The following is a 16,702-nucleotide window of genomic DNA, read 5'->3' on the forward strand; positions in this document are numbered from 1 at the left end:
GAATAGATTTCTGATTGAACGATTACAACTAAAATTAAGAAGCAAATGACTAGAGTACTTATCATCGGAGCGAGTGGACAATTAGGATCGGAACTGACAATTGCGCTCGGTGAGGTTTTTGGAAACAAAAACATCATTGCTTCTGATATTTCTTCACCACACGCCAACATTGCTGGTTTCACTTTCGAGAAACTAGATGTAATGAATGCGGCTCAGCTGAAGGAGGTTGTTGAAAAACATTCAATCACACAGATTTATCATTTGGCGGCCATCCTTTCTGCCAAAGGCGAATCTAATCCTCAGTGGGCTTGGAACTTGAACATGACCAGCTTATTGAATGTGTTGGAATTGGCCAAGGAGAAAAAGCTAGACAAAATTTACTGGCCAAGTTCTATTGCCGTTTTCGGACCGAACACGCCTTTGGACAATACGCCTCAGTTCTGTGAAAAAGACCCTAATACCGTATATGGCATCAGTAAACTTGCTGGCGAAAGATGGTGCGAATACTACTTCGATAAATACGGAGTGGATGTTCGAAGCATCAGGTACCCAGGCCTTATTGGTTACAAATCATTGCCGGGTGGTGGCACAACAGATTACGCTGTGGATATTTACCACAAAGCATTGAAAGGAGAGAAATTCACCTGTTTCTTAAAAGAAAACACGGCCTTGCCAATGATGTATATGCCTGATGCGATTAAGGCAACCATCGACCTGATGCAAGCACCTGCAGAACAAGTGAAAGTACGTTCTAGCTATAACCTTTCGGCCATTAGCTTTACGCCAAAAGAAATGGCAGCGTCTATTCAAAAACAAATGCCTGAATTCGAAATTGATTATGCGCCAGATTTCCGTCAGGCCATAGCCGATAGCTGGCCCAATACCATTGACGATTCTCAAGCGAGAGCAGATTGGGGTTGGAAACACGATTTCAGCCTTGATGCCATGACGGAAGACATTCTTAAAAACCTTCCTCCACTTTTGGATAAGTTTTAGGGTTAGTTATTAGTCTATTGGTTGATTAGTTATTGGTCATTAGTCACCGTTGTAACACTGTCGCAGGTTCTCCGATTTATCTGCCCTTAGGCAGAACCTGTGACCAACTATGGACACTAGGACTCTGTCTGCCATTATTAAGTTTAATGTTAGAGAATTATCAGCTTTTCTTGGGGGGTTATCTTTTTGACAAAACTAGAACTCAAAAAAACACCTTGAACCCCACTCTAATCAGGAATCTTCTGAAATTATTTATAACTTGATTTCATGATTCAATCCGAAGAACATCATGTCAATAGACTAATTGAAAAGATCAAATCTATTACAGACCCGAATGTGCTTGAGGAAGTTTACAGACTTTTGGCTGTTGATTTTGACGACTCCATTTACCTAACGTCTGATGCTCAAAAACAAGTGGTTGCTGAATCACAACAAATGATTGAGAAAGGAAATGGCATATCGTCTGAAAAAGCCGATGATGAAATTGACCAATGGTTAAAAAAGTAGTTTGGTCCCCAAAAGCGCAAGCAGAACGTAAATCAGTGCTGGAATACTGGGTCAACCGTAATAAAAGCAAAGCCTACAGTTTAAAACTCAATACGCTGATCAAAGAAGCAATAAACTTAATTATCTCCAACCCAGATATTGGACGTAAAACCGACATCCCTAATGTTCGAATTAAGATTGTTCGTGACTACTTAATTTTCTATGAGGTCAAAGACGAATCACTGCATATTCTGTCCTTTTGGGATAGCCGCCAAGACCCTCAAAAAGTAAAACCCTAAAGGCTTTTGCAGGTTCTCTGATTTATCTGCCTTTGGCAGAACCTGTGATTACTTATGGACACTAGGACTCCGTCCGCTTTATTAAGAACCACACCCTTATCTGCTCAACTGAAAAACCCCGAAGTCTCGGGGCCTACGGGGTGACTTAACGCGGGCTAAAGCAGAAACTATTCATTTCTAGAGAATACAGCGTATCTCAACACTCTACTCCATATCAATGGCCTTGTCTGCTAAAATTTCGATCAGAGATTTAATTTCCTCTACCTTTTCGGTGTTGCCAAGTTTTTCATGGGCAATGGAAAGATTTCGCAATACACGAACCACAATATCTACATTAGTGCATGGTTCGTAATATTGATCTTTAGGCGTTAGTTTTAAGTTCGCTACATAATCATCAACTTCCTTTTTAGAGAAAATCAAGCCGCGATTGAAAGCATTGATATAAAACTGAGTTTCCCCTTTCTTATACGTAAGCACAAATAGGTTGGGCAAATTCACACCATAGATGGGGAGCTTCAATTTTTGAGCAACCAAGGCATATACTATGCAAAGAGAAACTGGATTCCCTTTTTTGGTTTGAAGCACCACATTCATCATAGAGTTTCCTGTAGAATGGAAATTCTTAGTATTCGCTCCAAATTTGAGTTTATTGAAAATAACTGAATTCAAGATTTTCACCTGATCCACTGGATGTACATCGGTTCTAAACTCAAGCCAGGCCTCGTAATAAATTTGCTCCAGATCCTTTTTCAGGTCATCGTATTCTAAATCAGGATATTGATAGGTATTCACCAACCACATTCCTTCCAAAAGATCGTCACCGTCTTTTTCCTTCCAAGCTTCCAGTTTTTCTCTGAGCAGTTGAAACTGAAGAGAATGCACCAACTCCTCTATTCTTTTCTGCACTCTTGGATTAAAACTTCCCTCCCATTCAAATTCTAAATAAGGGATAATATGAGTGCCCAGCGATTTGATTTTGCTTTCCACATGATCAACCACTTCAGCGTCATCATCTTCCAGCAGCGAAATCAATGCTTTTAATTCTTTATTGGTCAGGTTTTCTGTTTCGTTCATTATCAGGTTTGAATAATCCCTACATTGAATTGTTCACGAATTGGTGCATGATTGGCCGCTTGAATTCCCTTAGCAATCACCTTTCTGGTGTCTAAAGGATCAATAATTCCATCTACCCAAATGCGAGAAGCCGCATAATACGGACTCAATTGCTCATTGTAGCTGTCTGTGATTTCTTCTAACAACTTCTTCTCTTCTTCTGGTTCAATTACTTTACCCTGTGCTTTTAGCGAGGCTACTTTGATTTGAAGTAAGGTTTTGGCTGCTGCTGCGCCACTCATTACCGCCATTTGAGCGGTAGGCCAAGCGTAAATCAATCGCGGATCATAAGCCTTTCCGCACATTGCATAATTGCCTGCGCCATATGAGTTACCCATTACTATAGTGAATTTTGGCACTACAGAATTGGCCATGGCATTTACCATTTTAGCACCGTCTTTAATAATCCCTCCGTGCTCAGCTCGGCTACCTACCATAAAACCGCTAACGTCTTGCAAAAACACCAATGGAATTTTACGTTGGTTACAGTTCATGATAAATCGCGCTGACTTATCGGCTGAATCGGAATAAATTACTCCGCCCATCTGCATTTCGCCCTTTTTCGATTTTACCACCAAACGTTGGTTGGCTACAATTCCTACAGCCCAACCTTCGATTCGGGCATAGCCACAAACGATGGATTTGCCATAAGCCTCTTTATATTCATCAAACTCAGAGTCATCTACTATACGTTTAATGATTTCTTTGATCTCGTAAGGTTTTACCCTACTATCCGGCATAATACCGTAAATTTCTTCTGGGTTTTCCTTTGGAGCCTTAGGTTCCTTTCTATCGAAACCTGCTTTTTCAAACTCTCCAATTTTATCAAAAACGCTTCTAATATAATCTAAACAAGCCTGATCGTTTGGGAACTTATTGTCGGTTACGCCAGATATTTCAGATTGAGTTGTAGCACCACCTAAAGTTTCATTGTCAATATCTTCACCAATAGCAGCCTTTACTAGGTAAGAACCTGCTAAGAAAATAGAACCAGTTTTATCAACAATAGCCGCCTCATCGCTCATAATTGGCAAATAAGCACCACCAGCCACACAGCTACCCATAATTGCGGCTACTTGAATAATACCCATGGAAGACATTTTCGCATTGTTCCTAAACTGTCTTCCGAAGTGTTCTTTATCGGGAAAAATTTCATCTTGCATTGGAAGAAATACACCTGCACTATCTACCAAATAAATGATTGGCAGACGGTTTTCCATCGCAATTTCTTGAGCACGAAGGTTCTTTTTTGCTGTAATCGGAAACCAAGCCCCTGCTTTCACGGTGGCATCGTTGGCTACAATCATACAATCGCGACCGCTTACCTGACCTATACCTGTGACAACACCGCCAGAAGGGCAACCGCCTACATCGGCATACATGCCATCACCAGCCAAAGCCGCTACTTCTAAAAAGTCGCTACCATCATCAATAAGATATTCGATTCTTTCGCGAGCGGTGAGTTTACCTTTCTTATGTTGTGATTCAATTTTCTTTTCGCCTCCACCCAATTTTACTTTCTTGAGTTTTTCATCGAGTCTATACACCAATTGGCGCATAGTGTCATCGTTTTTATTGAATTCAATATCCATATGCAAGTGTTAGCCCGATAAGAACGGGAGTATGATAATTACCTTTGATCTAAAGTAAACCCAAGATTTAATGTTATCAAAAAGATTTATTCGCTCAGGAATTTATTTTTTCTTTTTGTCTGCTGGAGGCCTGTTCTTTCTTCCAAAAATTGAAAAATGAACATAGCGTTTTGGGTTCTCTCTCAGGTCTATGAACAGACTATCTAAATCGGTCATAGAGCTATTCAACGCATTATACAGCGAATCATTGGTCATCAGTTTACCTAGAGTTCCTTCATTAGAATTCAATCTACCTATAAATTCTTGAGTACCCATTAGCACCGAATCCATTCGCATTAAACGTGATTCTACATCTATAGCATTAAGTTTTTCACCCAAAGCTGTGTATTCATCCAATAGTGGTCGAACACCACCCATAGCTGCTACAATAGAATCGGTAACGTATTCAATTCTAAGATTGATTTGCTCCATACCAGAATTGAGCGTACCAGCCATATAAGTTAAGGAATCGGAAAAGTGTTTAAAGTTATCTATGGCTAAGGCAATGGTATCGGCTCTAGACGCGAATGGTTCTAGTACATCGTTTATTTTTTTCACTACAGAGTTTAAGCTGTTAGCCGCAGAAAGACCTTCTTCGGTAATCATTTCGGTAATACCTCTGTCCATTTCACCGCTCAAAAAGTCACCACTTTCAAGTACCCGTTCACCCTCTGGGTTTAAAATCAGCTGTACTTCCAAAGCCCCAAGAATATCTGGTTTGGCCAATCGAGCCACAGTACCCTCTTTCATTTTAATGGTGTTGTCGATAGCGAGTGTTACCAATATTTCGTTATAGGCATCTGAGCTGAATTTACGCTCGAGCACCGTACCTACATTTAATCCGTTAAGAATTACCCTGTCGCCCTTATTTAAGCCACTGATATTACTATACTTAACGTAATAGGTGTTTAATGGGGAAAAAACATCGAGTCCCCTTAAATAGTTGAAACCTATATAAAGTGAGCCCAACATGAGCACCGCAAATAAACCGACTTTAAATTCTCTTCCCTTTGCCACTATCTACCTTGTTGATTCCAAATAATTAATATAATCTCGAATTGCTCTAAAAATTGCCGAAGCTAAATAATCCTGTACTTCAGCAGATCCCAGCTCTCTTTCCTCTTTTGGGTTGGTAAGATAGCCAAGTTCTATCAAAACACTAGGCATAGAGGTATTCCATAATACCCATAAACTCGACTGCTTCACTCCTCTACTCTTCCTTCCTGCCCTTTTAGAAAACTGATCTTCAACGTTTTGCGCAAGCAAAATGCTATTTTCTTGAAATGCTTCCTGCATAATAGAAAAAGCAATATTTACTTCAGGCGAAGTAGGGTCAAAGCCTTGATACTTCTCTTTATAATCTTCTTCTAACAAGATTACAGAGTTTTCTCTTTTGGCTACCTCAAAGTTTCTACCTTCATTTTTAACCCCCATTACATAGGTTTCTGTTCCATATACGTGCTCATTACCCGCAGGCATGGCATTGGCATGAATAGAGACAAATAAATCTGCATTGGCCTCATTAGCTATGATGGCACGAACTTTGGGATGGCTGTATTCATCCGTTTTTCTAGTGTAAATAACCTCAACGTTGTCTAAAAGTTCATTTAAATACTCCCCTACTTTCATGGATACGGCAAGTGCAACGTTTTTTTCAAGTAAATTCTTCCCTCGCGTACCAGAGTCTTTTCCGCCATGACCTGGGTCAATCACCACTTTAAATTTAGGCTTAGCCGCTTGAGAAAGCCCTTGATATGGAGCAAAAACTAGTAAAGCCAATGACAAAGCAAGAAGAACAAGCCTATTATTTTTTACTTTGGTTCGCATAGAAATGGTTATTAGAATACCTTTACACAAAAATCTGAATTTTTTCTATAAAGCGAAAAATCCTTTGGTCTCTGTTAGAAACATATCTTTCATATTAGTTTTACTACTGATGGCGTTTGGCCTAAGGGCCCAAGAAGGAGGTTTAAAGAATGATCCTATTAAGATCGAACCTACTCCGCTCAGCACCAGCCCAACAACAACCAGACCAGTTGGTACAGACACCCTCAAAATCAAGAACAATGGCATAGAAACTACTATTTTGTACTATGCCGAAGATTCGATTATCACCAAAACTGCTACGAATGTAACGTACTTATACGGAAATGCTTACATCGAGTATGGCGATATTAAATTAGATGCTGCACAAATTATTATCGATAGAAATCAAAATGAACTTATTGCCAAAGGGGTTCAAGATTCTACGGGCAGCTGGATTGGCCTTCCTGTTTTTCAAGATAAGGGCGGAGTATATGAAACTCGGGGTATTCGCTACAACTTCGCAACCAACCGAGCCAAAATTACAGGCGTAGTAACCAAGCAAGATGAAGGCTACGTTTCGGGTGAAGAAATCAAAAAGAACCAAGATGGTAGCGCCTATATTAAAGGTGGAAAGTTTATCCCTTGTGCCGAATTGTTAGCTACTACTTACATTAAGGCTGATAAAATCAAGGTAATTCCGGGCGATAAAATCATTACAGGCCCTGCCCAATTGTATATTGGCGATATCCCTACAATATTCGCTCTGCCTTTTGCTTTCTTCCCCGATGTTAAAAGCGATGCGCAATCTGGAATTCTGTTTCCAAAATATGGGGAAGAAAGGGTGCGAGGAATTTTCTTGCGCGAAGGAGGTTATTTCTTTGGCAATAATGAGTACTTAAGAACTGCTGTCACTGGTGATTATTATTTCAAGGGTAGTTTCGGGTTAAATGTACGCTCCACCTATAAAAAACGCTACAAGTATAGTGGCAGTGTAGACCTTAGGTATAATAAAAGCAAAACTCCTGAGATAGACGAAAATCCATTGAACTCAAATGACTTTTGGGTTTCCATTTCTCACAGGCCAGAATCAAGAGGTAAAACTCGTTTTTCGGCAAGTATCAATGCTGGAACAAGCTCATACAACAACAATAATATTTCCACCGAAAACTTCCAGAATACGATTCGTTCAGAGTTCCGTTCGAACATATCGCTAACAGGAAGTTTCGCGAATAACCGCTTTAGTTATGGCTTAAATGCCCGTCATTCGCAGAATATTCAAACCAATATTCTTGATGTATCTCTGCCTGATTTTTCTTTGAACATGACCAGGGTTATGCCATTTTCAACCGCCAAGCAAGAAGCTTTAAAGAGGCTTTCTTTCTCTTGGGCCTTCAGTACATCAAATAAGATCACCAACTTAATCAGACCAAATACCGCTGGATTTGACATTTCCAATTCTACCAGTGAGGCCGATACCTTAGCAGTTACTTTTGCCAAACTTCCAGAGTTATTTGCCAATGCCCAAAACGGTGCAAAACACTCAATTCCTATTTCCACTTCATTTCCATTTTTGAAAAACTTTAACGTTTCTCCTTCTATCAATTTTCAGGAACTATGGTATTTACAGGAACTCGATTACACCTATTTAGAAGATGAGAATGCGGTTAGAATAGATACATTAAATGGCTTTTCGAGGGCATCTACCTACGGGGCTAACGTTAATGTTTCTACTCAATTATATGGTACTAAAAACTTTAAACCTAGTAGTAAAATTGAATCTTTACGCCATATCATGCAGCCCAGTTTAAGTTTCAGTTACCGTCCTGATTTTGGGCAAGAGAAGTATGGTTATTATAAAAACATTCAAGTAGACACCACCTCTACCGGAGAGCCAGTTTATCAGTTTTTATCTAAGTACAACGGCTTTGTTTATGGAAGCCCATCTTTAGGGGAATCGGCAGCTATTACTTTTAACGTTAGTAATAAGGTTGAAATGAAAGTGAGGAACGATACCACCAAATCTGAAAAGGTGTCGATTCTTGAGAACCTTTCGTTTTCTACCAGCTACAACTTTCTGGCCGACTCATTCAATCTTTCGGATTATAATATAGCCGCAAGAACTACACTGTTTAAAAACAAAATCGACATTAGTGCGGGTATAGTTTTAGACCCTTACACTTATTTAACCACCAATGATGGCGAGGGCGATGTAATCAAAAGGGTAGATGTAATTGCGCTTACACAAGGCAAAGGGCTTGGAAAAATAAGAAGTGGGCGTTTTTCTTTGAGCACCAACCTCAATTCAAAGGCATCAAACAATAATTCGTCTTCATCTATGAGGGGCGGAGCTGGTGGTATGGCGGCAATTGAAGGAGGTGGATTTTTAAACGGAGAAGACGATGGTTATGGCACTTTAAATAATGGAGACATGGTGAATCAACAGCGGGTACCTCAATATTTTGACGACCCCAATGCTTATGTTGATATTTCCGTACCATGGAACGTTAGGTTCAGTTATAATTACTCCTTTAGCCAAAATTTATTTAATAATAAGTTTTCTACAACCACACGCCAATCCATTAAAATGAATGGTCAAGTGGCCGTTTCCGAAAAGTGGCAACTCACTTTTAATACGGGTTATGATGTAGAGTTAAAAGAATTTACACAAAGTTCGTTAGGCGTATATCGCGACCTAGGCTGTTGGGAGCTAACGGGTAACTGGATTCCATTCGGACGATTTACCTCCTACTCTATCGACATTCAAATTAAAGCTTCGGCACTTAAAGATTTGAAACTTAGCCGCAGAAGAAGCTTCTTCGATAATTGATTTTTGAGGGGTTAAACGTTATTTGTTATTATGTTAGCGTTCAAAAGGTTTTTCGCAAACAATAAACCCAATGTTCATAGACGTTTAAAGTGCATGTGTTGCCATCATTTAGTTCACTCTTAAGTAATTTGAGTATGGCTCTATTTCAAGATTATACTATTCACTATCTTTATCATCCATGGTCTCCATTATCGAAAATAATTTAGATGCGATTTATGCCTTGTTCAAAGAACACAAGGTAATTTCTGCTGCTTTATTTGGCTCTGCAGCTAAAAATAACTTGCACGGAAATAGTGACATTGATTTTTTGATTCAATTTTCAGAAGAACTGGAGCTTCTAGATTATGCAGATAATTATTTCGATTTGAAAGAAAAGCTTGAAACGCTCCTTGGCAGAAGCGTTGACTTAGTTTCTCGTAAGTCTTTGAAAAACCCGATTCTTATTCAGTCTATAAACGACTCAAAAAAAGAATTATATGCAGCCTAGAGCACTAAAATACATTTTAGATATTGAGAGTGTAATTGAAGAACTAGAGCACTTCAAATCCTTGGTTGAAAATAATTTCGAAAACTATCAAAAGGAGATTGTGGTAAAAAGAGCTACGGAAAGAAACCTAGAAATAATAGGCGAGGCGATAAAGAAATTCCACTCCATAGAACCAAATCTAAAAATATCTTCGTCTGCAAAAATTATTGGGCTCAGAAACCTAATTGCTCATGCTTACGACTCAGTAGATGATGAAATAATTTGGGCAATAATCCAGAAAAACATTCCGGCCCTCTCCGAAGAAATCAAAAAGATAAAAGCAGGCAACTGATTACTTTTAGCGCGATTTACCTCCTCCTCTATCGACATTCAAATTAAAGCTTCGGCACTTAAAGATTTGAAACTTAGCCGCAGAAGAAGCTTCTTCGATAATTGATTTTTTGAGGGGTTAGAGATTAGATGATAGATAATAGACCCTAGACTGTTGCCGACAACACTTTAATTTAAATGGTTAAAACCATTTCACAGAGATATACCCACAACATAGCCCACGGTTTAAACCGTGGGCTATGGTTATACAACTACTCTCTGAACCGTTTTAACGGTTTATCATTTTAGGCGCAAAAATTGGCTTTAAGAAAATCTCTTTGGCGCTATTCTTATTTGGGTGCTTATCAAGTTTTAATAAATTACATGAGATATATACGCTATGAATGTAGCATACATAAACTTTGAGAAAGGATGCCTGCTACTTATTTAAAACCGAACTAGAAACTCATAAATTTCGTATTTTTAGACTATGGATTGGAGAAACTATATCATTGCAGACGACACAGTATTATTAGGTAAGCCAACGGTAAAAGGCACAAGAGTGTCTGTTGAACATATCATCGGACTGTTAGCCCAAGGATGGACCGAAGATCAAATCCTAGAAAACTATCCGCGACTAAATCATGAATCTTTGCAAGCGGTATTTTCTTATATCCAAGCATGTTTGAAAGATGGATTACTGTACACCACCTCTTAACTAAGATAGATTGAAGTTTTTAGCAAATGAGAACGTCCCATTCTCCAGTGTAACTCACCTTAAATCTTTAGGGTATGACATCAAAGCCATTGGCATTGATAACCCTAGTATTACAGACGAACAAGTTATGCAAATAGCCATTGCAGAGAACCGAACTATCATTACCTATGACAGTGACTACGGAGAACTAATTTTCAGACACGGTTACAGGCCAAACGCAGGAGTGATCTTTATCAGACTTCAACCAGAAGACCCTTTAGAAACTGCTAGAATTTTAGAAATCCTGATCTCTAAAAACATATTATCCTTTGATAAAAACTTAACTGTAATCGACTCTAACTCAATCCGCCAGAAAAAATATTAGCGCCTCAAAACATAATAGCTAAAATCATAGCCATTTAGTGGGACATCATATTCCGCTATTCTTAATATTCTTCACCAACAAGCCTCCAATAGTTGCTCGCTGAAAGGAAGCTTAAAAGGCGTGAGATATCTACGAGATAAATGCGGCAGGTATATGAGGCTTTATATCATTGTGAACGCTCGTTAATATTATTCGCACATCTATTTTTACATGGTGGGAAAATTTTCCTACCTTTGATTTATTGTTCTGAGTTAGTATTAACCAACAAGGGAAAATTGCCTCATGCATAGTGATATTGATAAATTATTAGCAGACATATTCAGTAGCGAAGATTCGCCCTCATTGAGAGAGTTATTCGAACAAAGAATAATTCTACTGAATATAACCAAATCTCAAGCGTATGATGCTTTGGGAATGGACAAAAAATCAGTCGAGCCAATATTGGACAATGAAGCTAAACAGGTCGACACAATTAAACTTCTGAAGATCGGTGAATTTCTTAATCTTGATGTTGAAAAAACAATTCAACTTTATTTAAATCAAAATACAGCCGAAAAAACTAAAGAACTAAACAGGACTAGAAAAGCGAAATTCATTTTTGAGAATTTCGACTTAGCAGGGCTTAAAAAGCTCGGTTTTATTAATGACATAAAGAATCTGGCTGAAATCGAGGAACGAATTGTTTCTTTCTTTGGACTTAAAAACATCTTTGAATATAGAGATGAGACCTTAACTAGGGTTGCCTTTAGTAAATCTAAAATATCGGCTAGTGACAAACTACGAGCATTTTGGATTCGAACAGCGTATGCACAATTTGAAACTATCAATAACCCTAATGAGTTTGATCGCGATCGTTTAAAGCACTTGATCAGCCGAATAAAACCCTATTCTAGGAATGAGAAGGATGGTTTCTTTAAAGTATGCAAAGCATTATATCATGCAGGTATAACGGTAATATTTCAAAGGCACATTCCTCAAACACAAGTACGCGGAGCAACATTTGTGGTGAACAACAAGCCATGCATTATCATAACAGACCTATTCAAAAGATATGGAACGATCTGGTTTTCACTATTGCATGAATTGTTTCATGCTTTATACCATTTAGATGACATTAAAACTCGATCGTTTCATCTAACAGGTGAAGCAGACTTGTGGCTTGATAACGAAGAAGAGGCTGATGATTTTGCCAGAAGATATTTTTTACCTGACGAACGATATAAATTCATCGTCCCATCGATTTCCAATCATTTTGTTGTTCAAAAATATGCCAAAGAATGGGATATACATCCTTGTTTGATTTACAATTTCTATTGCTATGACAACCCTTCATATTGGCCTGGATACAATAAATATGATCCTGGGCTAGATGAATCAGTCCAGAAGATTAATGCCATACCATTTAATAAAGAAACAGTAAGTGAAATCATACTGGAGATCAAAAATAATTTAGAACTAGTTTAATTATGAGCGAAGAAAATAGCGACAAGGAACAGAAAAAAAAGACGGAAGAGCAAAAGAAGCTCGAAAAAGAAAAGAGGAGTAGAGAAATTGAAGAGATACTCTCAGAAGCTAACACCAAAACTGGGGAACAACTGGTTCTGGATGAACTCGGTTCCGTTAAATCACAAGACGAGCTTAAAGAATTTGCTCTAGGCAGTATACCTGACGACCCAGAAGAAAAGTACAATGTTTATTATAAAGGGATTGAAAAACTTTTAAAGAAATTCCTACCCGAAGGAGAGAAGTACAAATCCGCCAGAGAAGTCATTCGTGAAGAAAAGAAAATCTTTTTAACTCGTGGCAAGAAGCTTAATGAAAAAGGAATTCGTGGTGCTGACAGTCGAATGGCCTATATAGAAGACATGGAAGAAATCATGAACCTGATAACAAATTGGGCATTTGAAAGTAGAAATTATTTTGAATTGTATAGCCTACTTAGGGATAAGAACGAAGAACTTGGATACCATAACGACTAACGAGATACAATAGAACGCATCCATCATTAACAAAAAAGCCATTCTACTCTCGCAAAATGGCTTTCTGTATTTTTAGATTGGGTTAAATGTTACTTTAACCAGCCTTCAATTTCTTCTAAGCTAGCCGCTTGCACATCTTGAAGCTTGAGCTTCTTTCTCATGCCGCCCATATCGTTGAGCAGTTTAGAGGCCGTTTGTTCTTTGAGTTGCGCAATGGTATTGATATTCAGTTTTCTAAGAATTTGAACCAGTTCTAATCGAACGCCTTCTTTTACAAACTCATCATCCGTAGCCATTTTTGCTTTCTTCTCTGGTTTCATTTGAGGGAAGAACAACACATCCTGAATCGACTTTGAGTTGGTCATAATCATCGACAAACGATCGATACCAATGCCCAAACCAGCGGTTGGTGGCATGCCGTATTCCAAGGCACGAAGGAAATCTTCATCTAAAGTCATAGCTTCGTCATCTCCTCTTTTGCCTAACTCCAGTTGTTCTTCAAAACGCGCTCTTTGATCAATAGGGTCGTTCAATTCAGAGAATGCATTACAAATTTCTTTACCATTACAAATCGCTTCGAAACGCTCTACCAAACCTTCTTTGCTACGGTGCTTTTTCGCCAATGGCGACATTTCCACTGGGTAATCTGTGATGTAAGTAGGCTGAATTAGTTTGCCTTCACAGTGCTCACCAAAAATCTCATCAATGAGTTTTCCTTTCCCCATCGAGTCATCGGTAGCCACATTCAGTTTTTTAGCTGTTTCTCTCAGCTCAGTCTCGTTCATTTCAGAAATATCAATTCCTGTAAAATGCTCAATGGCTTCGAACATGGTAAAGCGTTTCCAAGGGCGTTGGAAATCAATTATGTTTTCACCCACCTGAACTTTGGTAGTTCCGTGTAGGTCAATGGCCACTTTCTCTACCATTTCCTCCACTAAATCCATCATCCAGTTGTAATCCTTGTAAGCCACATAAAGCTCTACTTGAGTAAATTCTGGATTATGGAAACGTGACATTCCTTCGTTTCTGAAATCTTTAGAGAACTCAAAAACACCATCGAAGCCACCTACAATTAATCTTTTTAGGTACAATTCATTGGCAATTCGCAAATAAAGCGTCATGTCCAAAGTATTGTGATGTGTTTTGAACGGCCTTGCTGCTGCCCCACCGTAAAGTGGTTGAAGTATTGGCGTTTCCACTTCTAGGTAACCTCTGTCGGCCAAGAACTGACGCATTGAGTTTACCATATGCGTTCTTTTTATAAAAGCCTCTTTTACATGAGGGTTCACCACCAAATCAACATAGCGCTGTCTGTAACGCTGCTCCGGATCAGTAAAGGCATCGTGTACTTTACCTTCGGCATCAGTTTTTGGTAAAGGAAGTGGCTTTAAAGATTTAGTAAGCACAGTCATTTCCGTAACGTGCACAGAAATTTCCCCTACCTGTGTTTTAAACACATAACCTTTAATTCCAACAAAATCACCAATACTAAGAACCTTCTTGAAAACCGTATTATAAAGCGTTTTGTCTTCACCTTCGCAAATATCATCTCTTCTTACATAGACCTGAATTCGGCCTTGAGAATCTTGAATTTCAGCAAAAGAGGCAGAACCCATAATTCTTCGGCTCATCATTCTACCTGCAATGGTAATCTGTTTAAAGCGTTCAGGATCTTTATCAAATCCTTCCTTAATTTCCTTTGAGTAAGTGGTTACTTCAAAGGTTTCTGAAGGATATGGGTTAATACCGAGCTTTTGAAGTTCCTCCCGCTCTTGTCTTCTGACAATTTCCTGTTCGCTTAAAATCTGCATTGCTTTATTTTTTTCGAGGCGCAATTTAGTCATTCACTCACATTTATTAAACAATTAAAAACGGTCTCTATGTAGTATTCACCTGAACTCGATCAATAAAACAGGCATAGTTGGGTAATGTGGATATTTCTGAAGTTAGAAACCCTCCAAAAGTTTTTTCTTGTGCTTCAGATGAACCATTTATCCTCTCTGATATTTAGGAGACAACTTTTGGAGGTTTTTTGCAGAATTTAAAAGCGGTCTCTATGCTCCATCGAAAAATTTTACTCCTAAATAATTAGGAGTTGTCCGAAAAGCTTAAGAGATTTCCGAAAGAATTAGGAGTTATGAAAGACTTAACAAAAGCAGAAGAGCAAATAATGCAGATTGTTTGGGAGCACGATAAAATGTTTATCAAAGACATTGTGGATCAAATGCCCGAGCCAAAACCGGCCTATAATACGGTGGGTACTTTCTTGAAAATTTTGGAAAACAAGGGCTTTGTAAACAGAGAGAAAGTGGGCAATACATTTTCTTATTCCGCTACGGTGAAAAAGAAAGCTTACACCAAAAACTTCATGAATGGATTTTTGAGCAATTATTTCGAGGGCTCGGCCGAAAAGCTGTTTTCATTTATGATGCAGGAAAAAAAGCTAAGTCCCGAACAAGTGGAAGATTTGATGAAAAAACTAAAAGACCATGAATAGCTATTTAATAGAGTCTTCGATTTGCCTGGCAAGCTTTTATGGCTTCTATTGGCTCTTCCTTCGTGGGGAAAAATTACTTTCTGTGAATAGGTTTTACCTGTTATTCACGGTTGTGGCTTCAATACTAATTCCTCTATTGAGTTTCGAAAGTCAATTTGCTTTTAGTTCAACAACAGCTTTGGCGGCTCAGGCTACTGCCTCCACGCCAATTGGTGTTACCGAAATTTCTACCCAAACAAACCCACTAGTTTCTATCGAAGCCCTATACCTTTTAGGATTAATCGTCTCGGTCATTATTCTGGTTTTCAAACTCTTCATTGTAAAGCGAAAAGTGGGCAAGTGGCCTTCGTTACAGAACAACTGTATTGAAGTAGTTGAAACCGAAGGAAATGATGCTTACAGCTTCTTCAACACCATTTTTGTGGGTAAAGAACTGAATAAAAACGAAAGTTTAAAACAGCAGATCATCGCGCATGAACTTGCTCATATTGAAGGAAGGCATTCACTGGATTTACTGCTTTTTGAAGTACTCAAGTGTGTTTATTGGTTCAATCCATTTAGTTACCTCTACGCTAAATCCATCCGTCTTCAACATGAATACATAGCCGATCATTCGGTATTACAACGTACGCACCCAAAGCATTACGAAAGATCATTATTGCAATTCGCCTTGGCCAAAGTGAACAGCAGTTTGATTTCCAGCTTTAGCGAGCATCCCATTCAGAAAAGATTAAAAATGATTCAAAAACTAAACTCAAATGTCATGAACAAATTAAAACCATTACTCGCCCTGCCTATTTTAGGCCTCTTATTTATTGCTTACGCCTGCACCGATGTAGTTGAACCTGTATTGGAAGATGAACTCGAAGAAGTTCTCATCGATGTGGAAGTTGAGGTTGAACCTTTTATAGAGTATCTCGATTCAACACGTACCTCGGATAATGAAATTATTTTCGAAAATGAAATTGAAGTGCCCGTAGAAGTAGTGGAGGTAAAATCTGTTAAACGTAATTTCAAACTACCAACTGAAACCGAACGGCAAACCCTTAAAGACCATCCGTTGGTCAAAAGCACTTTTACTAAAGAAGGCATAGAAATATTAGAAATTCCAAATGATCTAATCACTGAAAAGCCAGTAGTTACAGTGAAAGGTGTTAGAAGAAGTAATCATTAACATCAAAACAACACAC

At 38.6% G+C, this 16,702-nt stretch carries 17 protein-coding genes; 12 read left to right on the forward strand and 5 right to left on the reverse strand.

From position 1 onward, the window contains the following. The first annotated feature begins 45 nt into the window (after positions 1-45). From OB69_RS06395 to OB69_RS06405, 3 genes are all read left to right on the forward strand, one after another. Positions 46-996, forward strand: coding sequence for an NAD-dependent epimerase/dehydratase family protein (locus OB69_RS06395; RefSeq protein WP_053222875.1), 951 nt, complete (start codon positions 46-48; stop codon positions 994-996). Between the two features lie 267 nt (positions 997-1,263). Further along, positions 1,264-1,503 (forward strand): hypothetical protein, encoded by a 240-nt coding sequence (locus OB69_RS06400; RefSeq protein ID WP_053222876.1) that lies wholly within the window; start codon positions 1,264-1,266, stop codon positions 1,501-1,503. Further along, positions 1,488-1,781 (forward strand): type II toxin-antitoxin system RelE/ParE family toxin, encoded by a 294-nt coding sequence (locus OB69_RS06405; RefSeq protein WP_053222877.1) that lies wholly within the window; start codon positions 1,488-1,490, stop codon positions 1,779-1,781. The genes OB69_RS06400 and OB69_RS06405 overlap by 16 nt, the downstream gene beginning before the upstream one ends. Before the next feature lie 204 nt (positions 1,782-1,985). Here OB69_RS06405 and OB69_RS06410 read toward each other — a convergent pair whose 3' ends face one another. The 4 genes from OB69_RS06410 to OB69_RS06425 all read right to left on the reverse strand — a co-directional run bounded on the left by OB69_RS06410 (position 1,986) and on the right by OB69_RS06425 (position 6,352). Beyond that, a complete protein-coding gene (locus OB69_RS06410) occupies positions 1,986-2,855 on the reverse strand; it encodes a transglutaminase-like domain-containing protein (RefSeq protein ID WP_053222878.1) in 870 nt (289 codons plus the stop codon). Between the two features lie 2 nt (positions 2,856-2,857). After that, positions 2,858-4,486, reverse strand: coding sequence for an acyl-CoA carboxylase subunit beta (locus tag OB69_RS06415; RefSeq protein ID WP_053222879.1), 1,629 nt, complete (start codon positions 4,484-4,486; stop codon positions 2,858-2,860). Positions 4,487-4,588: 102 nt separating this feature from the next. Beyond that, positions 4,589-5,542 (reverse strand): MlaD family protein, encoded by a 954-nt coding sequence (locus OB69_RS06420; RefSeq protein WP_053222880.1) that lies wholly within the window; start codon positions 5,540-5,542, stop codon positions 4,589-4,591. A gap of 3 nt (positions 5,543-5,545) precedes the next feature. After that, positions 5,546-6,352 (reverse strand): N-acetylmuramoyl-L-alanine amidase family protein, encoded by an 807-nt coding sequence (locus tag OB69_RS06425; RefSeq protein ID WP_053222881.1) that lies wholly within the window; start codon positions 6,350-6,352, stop codon positions 5,546-5,548. Between the two features lie 109 nt (positions 6,353-6,461). Here OB69_RS06425 and OB69_RS06430 point away from each other — a divergent pair, with 109 nt between their 5' ends. From OB69_RS06430 to OB69_RS06460, 7 genes are all read left to right on the forward strand, one after another. Further along, positions 6,462-9,158: a putative LPS assembly protein LptD gene (locus OB69_RS06430; protein WP_053222882.1), complete on the forward strand. Its 2,697-nt coding sequence runs from the start codon at positions 6,462-6,464 to the stop codon at positions 9,156-9,158. A gap of 178 nt (positions 9,159-9,336) precedes the next feature. Continuing rightward, positions 9,337-9,645 carry a nucleotidyltransferase family protein gene (locus OB69_RS06435; RefSeq protein ID WP_053222883.1) on the forward strand — a complete coding sequence of 103 codons (309 nt, stop codon included), beginning with the start codon at positions 9,337-9,339 and terminating at the stop codon, positions 9,643-9,645. After that, positions 9,635-9,976 (forward strand): HepT-like ribonuclease domain-containing protein, encoded by a 342-nt coding sequence (locus OB69_RS06440; RefSeq protein ID WP_053222884.1) that lies wholly within the window; start codon positions 9,635-9,637, stop codon positions 9,974-9,976. The genes OB69_RS06435 and OB69_RS06440 overlap by 11 nt, the downstream gene beginning before the upstream one ends. Before the next feature lie 468 nt (positions 9,977-10,444). Beyond that, a complete protein-coding gene (locus tag OB69_RS06445) occupies positions 10,445-10,672 on the forward strand; it encodes a DUF433 domain-containing protein (protein WP_053222885.1) in 228 nt (75 codons plus the stop codon). A 10-nt stretch (positions 10,673-10,682) separates the two neighbouring features. Then, positions 10,683-11,036 (forward strand): DUF5615 family PIN-like protein, encoded by a 354-nt coding sequence (locus tag OB69_RS06450; RefSeq protein WP_053222886.1) that lies wholly within the window; start codon positions 10,683-10,685, stop codon positions 11,034-11,036. Positions 11,037-11,318: 282 nt separating this feature from the next. Then, positions 11,319-12,500 (forward strand): ImmA/IrrE family metallo-endopeptidase, encoded by a 1,182-nt coding sequence (locus OB69_RS06455; RefSeq protein ID WP_053222887.1) that lies wholly within the window; start codon positions 11,319-11,321, stop codon positions 12,498-12,500. 2 nt (positions 12,501-12,502) lie between these two features. Continuing rightward, complete coding sequence (locus OB69_RS06460; protein WP_053222888.1) at positions 12,503-13,015, forward strand: hypothetical protein; 513 nt, start codon at positions 12,503-12,505, stop codon at positions 13,013-13,015. Between the two features lie 89 nt (positions 13,016-13,104). Here the strand turns inward: OB69_RS06460 and lysS are convergent, their stop codons facing one another. After that, positions 13,105-14,826 carry a lysine--tRNA ligase gene (gene lysS / locus OB69_RS06465; protein ID WP_053222978.1) on the reverse strand — a complete coding sequence of 574 codons (1,722 nt, stop codon included), beginning with the start codon at positions 14,824-14,826 and terminating at the stop codon, positions 13,105-13,107. Positions 14,827-15,152: 326 nt separating this feature from the next. Between lysS and OB69_RS06470 the strand changes: the two genes are divergently transcribed. Together OB69_RS06470 and OB69_RS06475 are read left to right on the forward strand one after the other, a co-directional pair. After that, positions 15,153-15,512 carry a BlaI/MecI/CopY family transcriptional regulator gene (locus OB69_RS06470; RefSeq protein WP_053222979.1) on the forward strand — a complete coding sequence of 120 codons (360 nt, stop codon included), beginning with the start codon at positions 15,153-15,155 and terminating at the stop codon, positions 15,510-15,512. Then, positions 15,505-16,686: a M56 family metallopeptidase gene (locus OB69_RS06475; protein WP_053222889.1), complete on the forward strand. Its 1,182-nt coding sequence runs from the start codon at positions 15,505-15,507 to the stop codon at positions 16,684-16,686. The genes OB69_RS06470 and OB69_RS06475 overlap by 8 nt, the downstream gene beginning before the upstream one ends. The last annotated feature ends 16 nt before the right edge of the window (positions 16,687-16,702 follow it).

Origin of the sequence: Roseivirga seohaensis subsp. aquiponti, assembly GCF_001267955.1 — a bacterium.
Lineage (GTDB): Bacteria > Bacteroidota > Bacteroidia > Cytophagales > Cyclobacteriaceae > Roseivirga > Roseivirga seohaensis.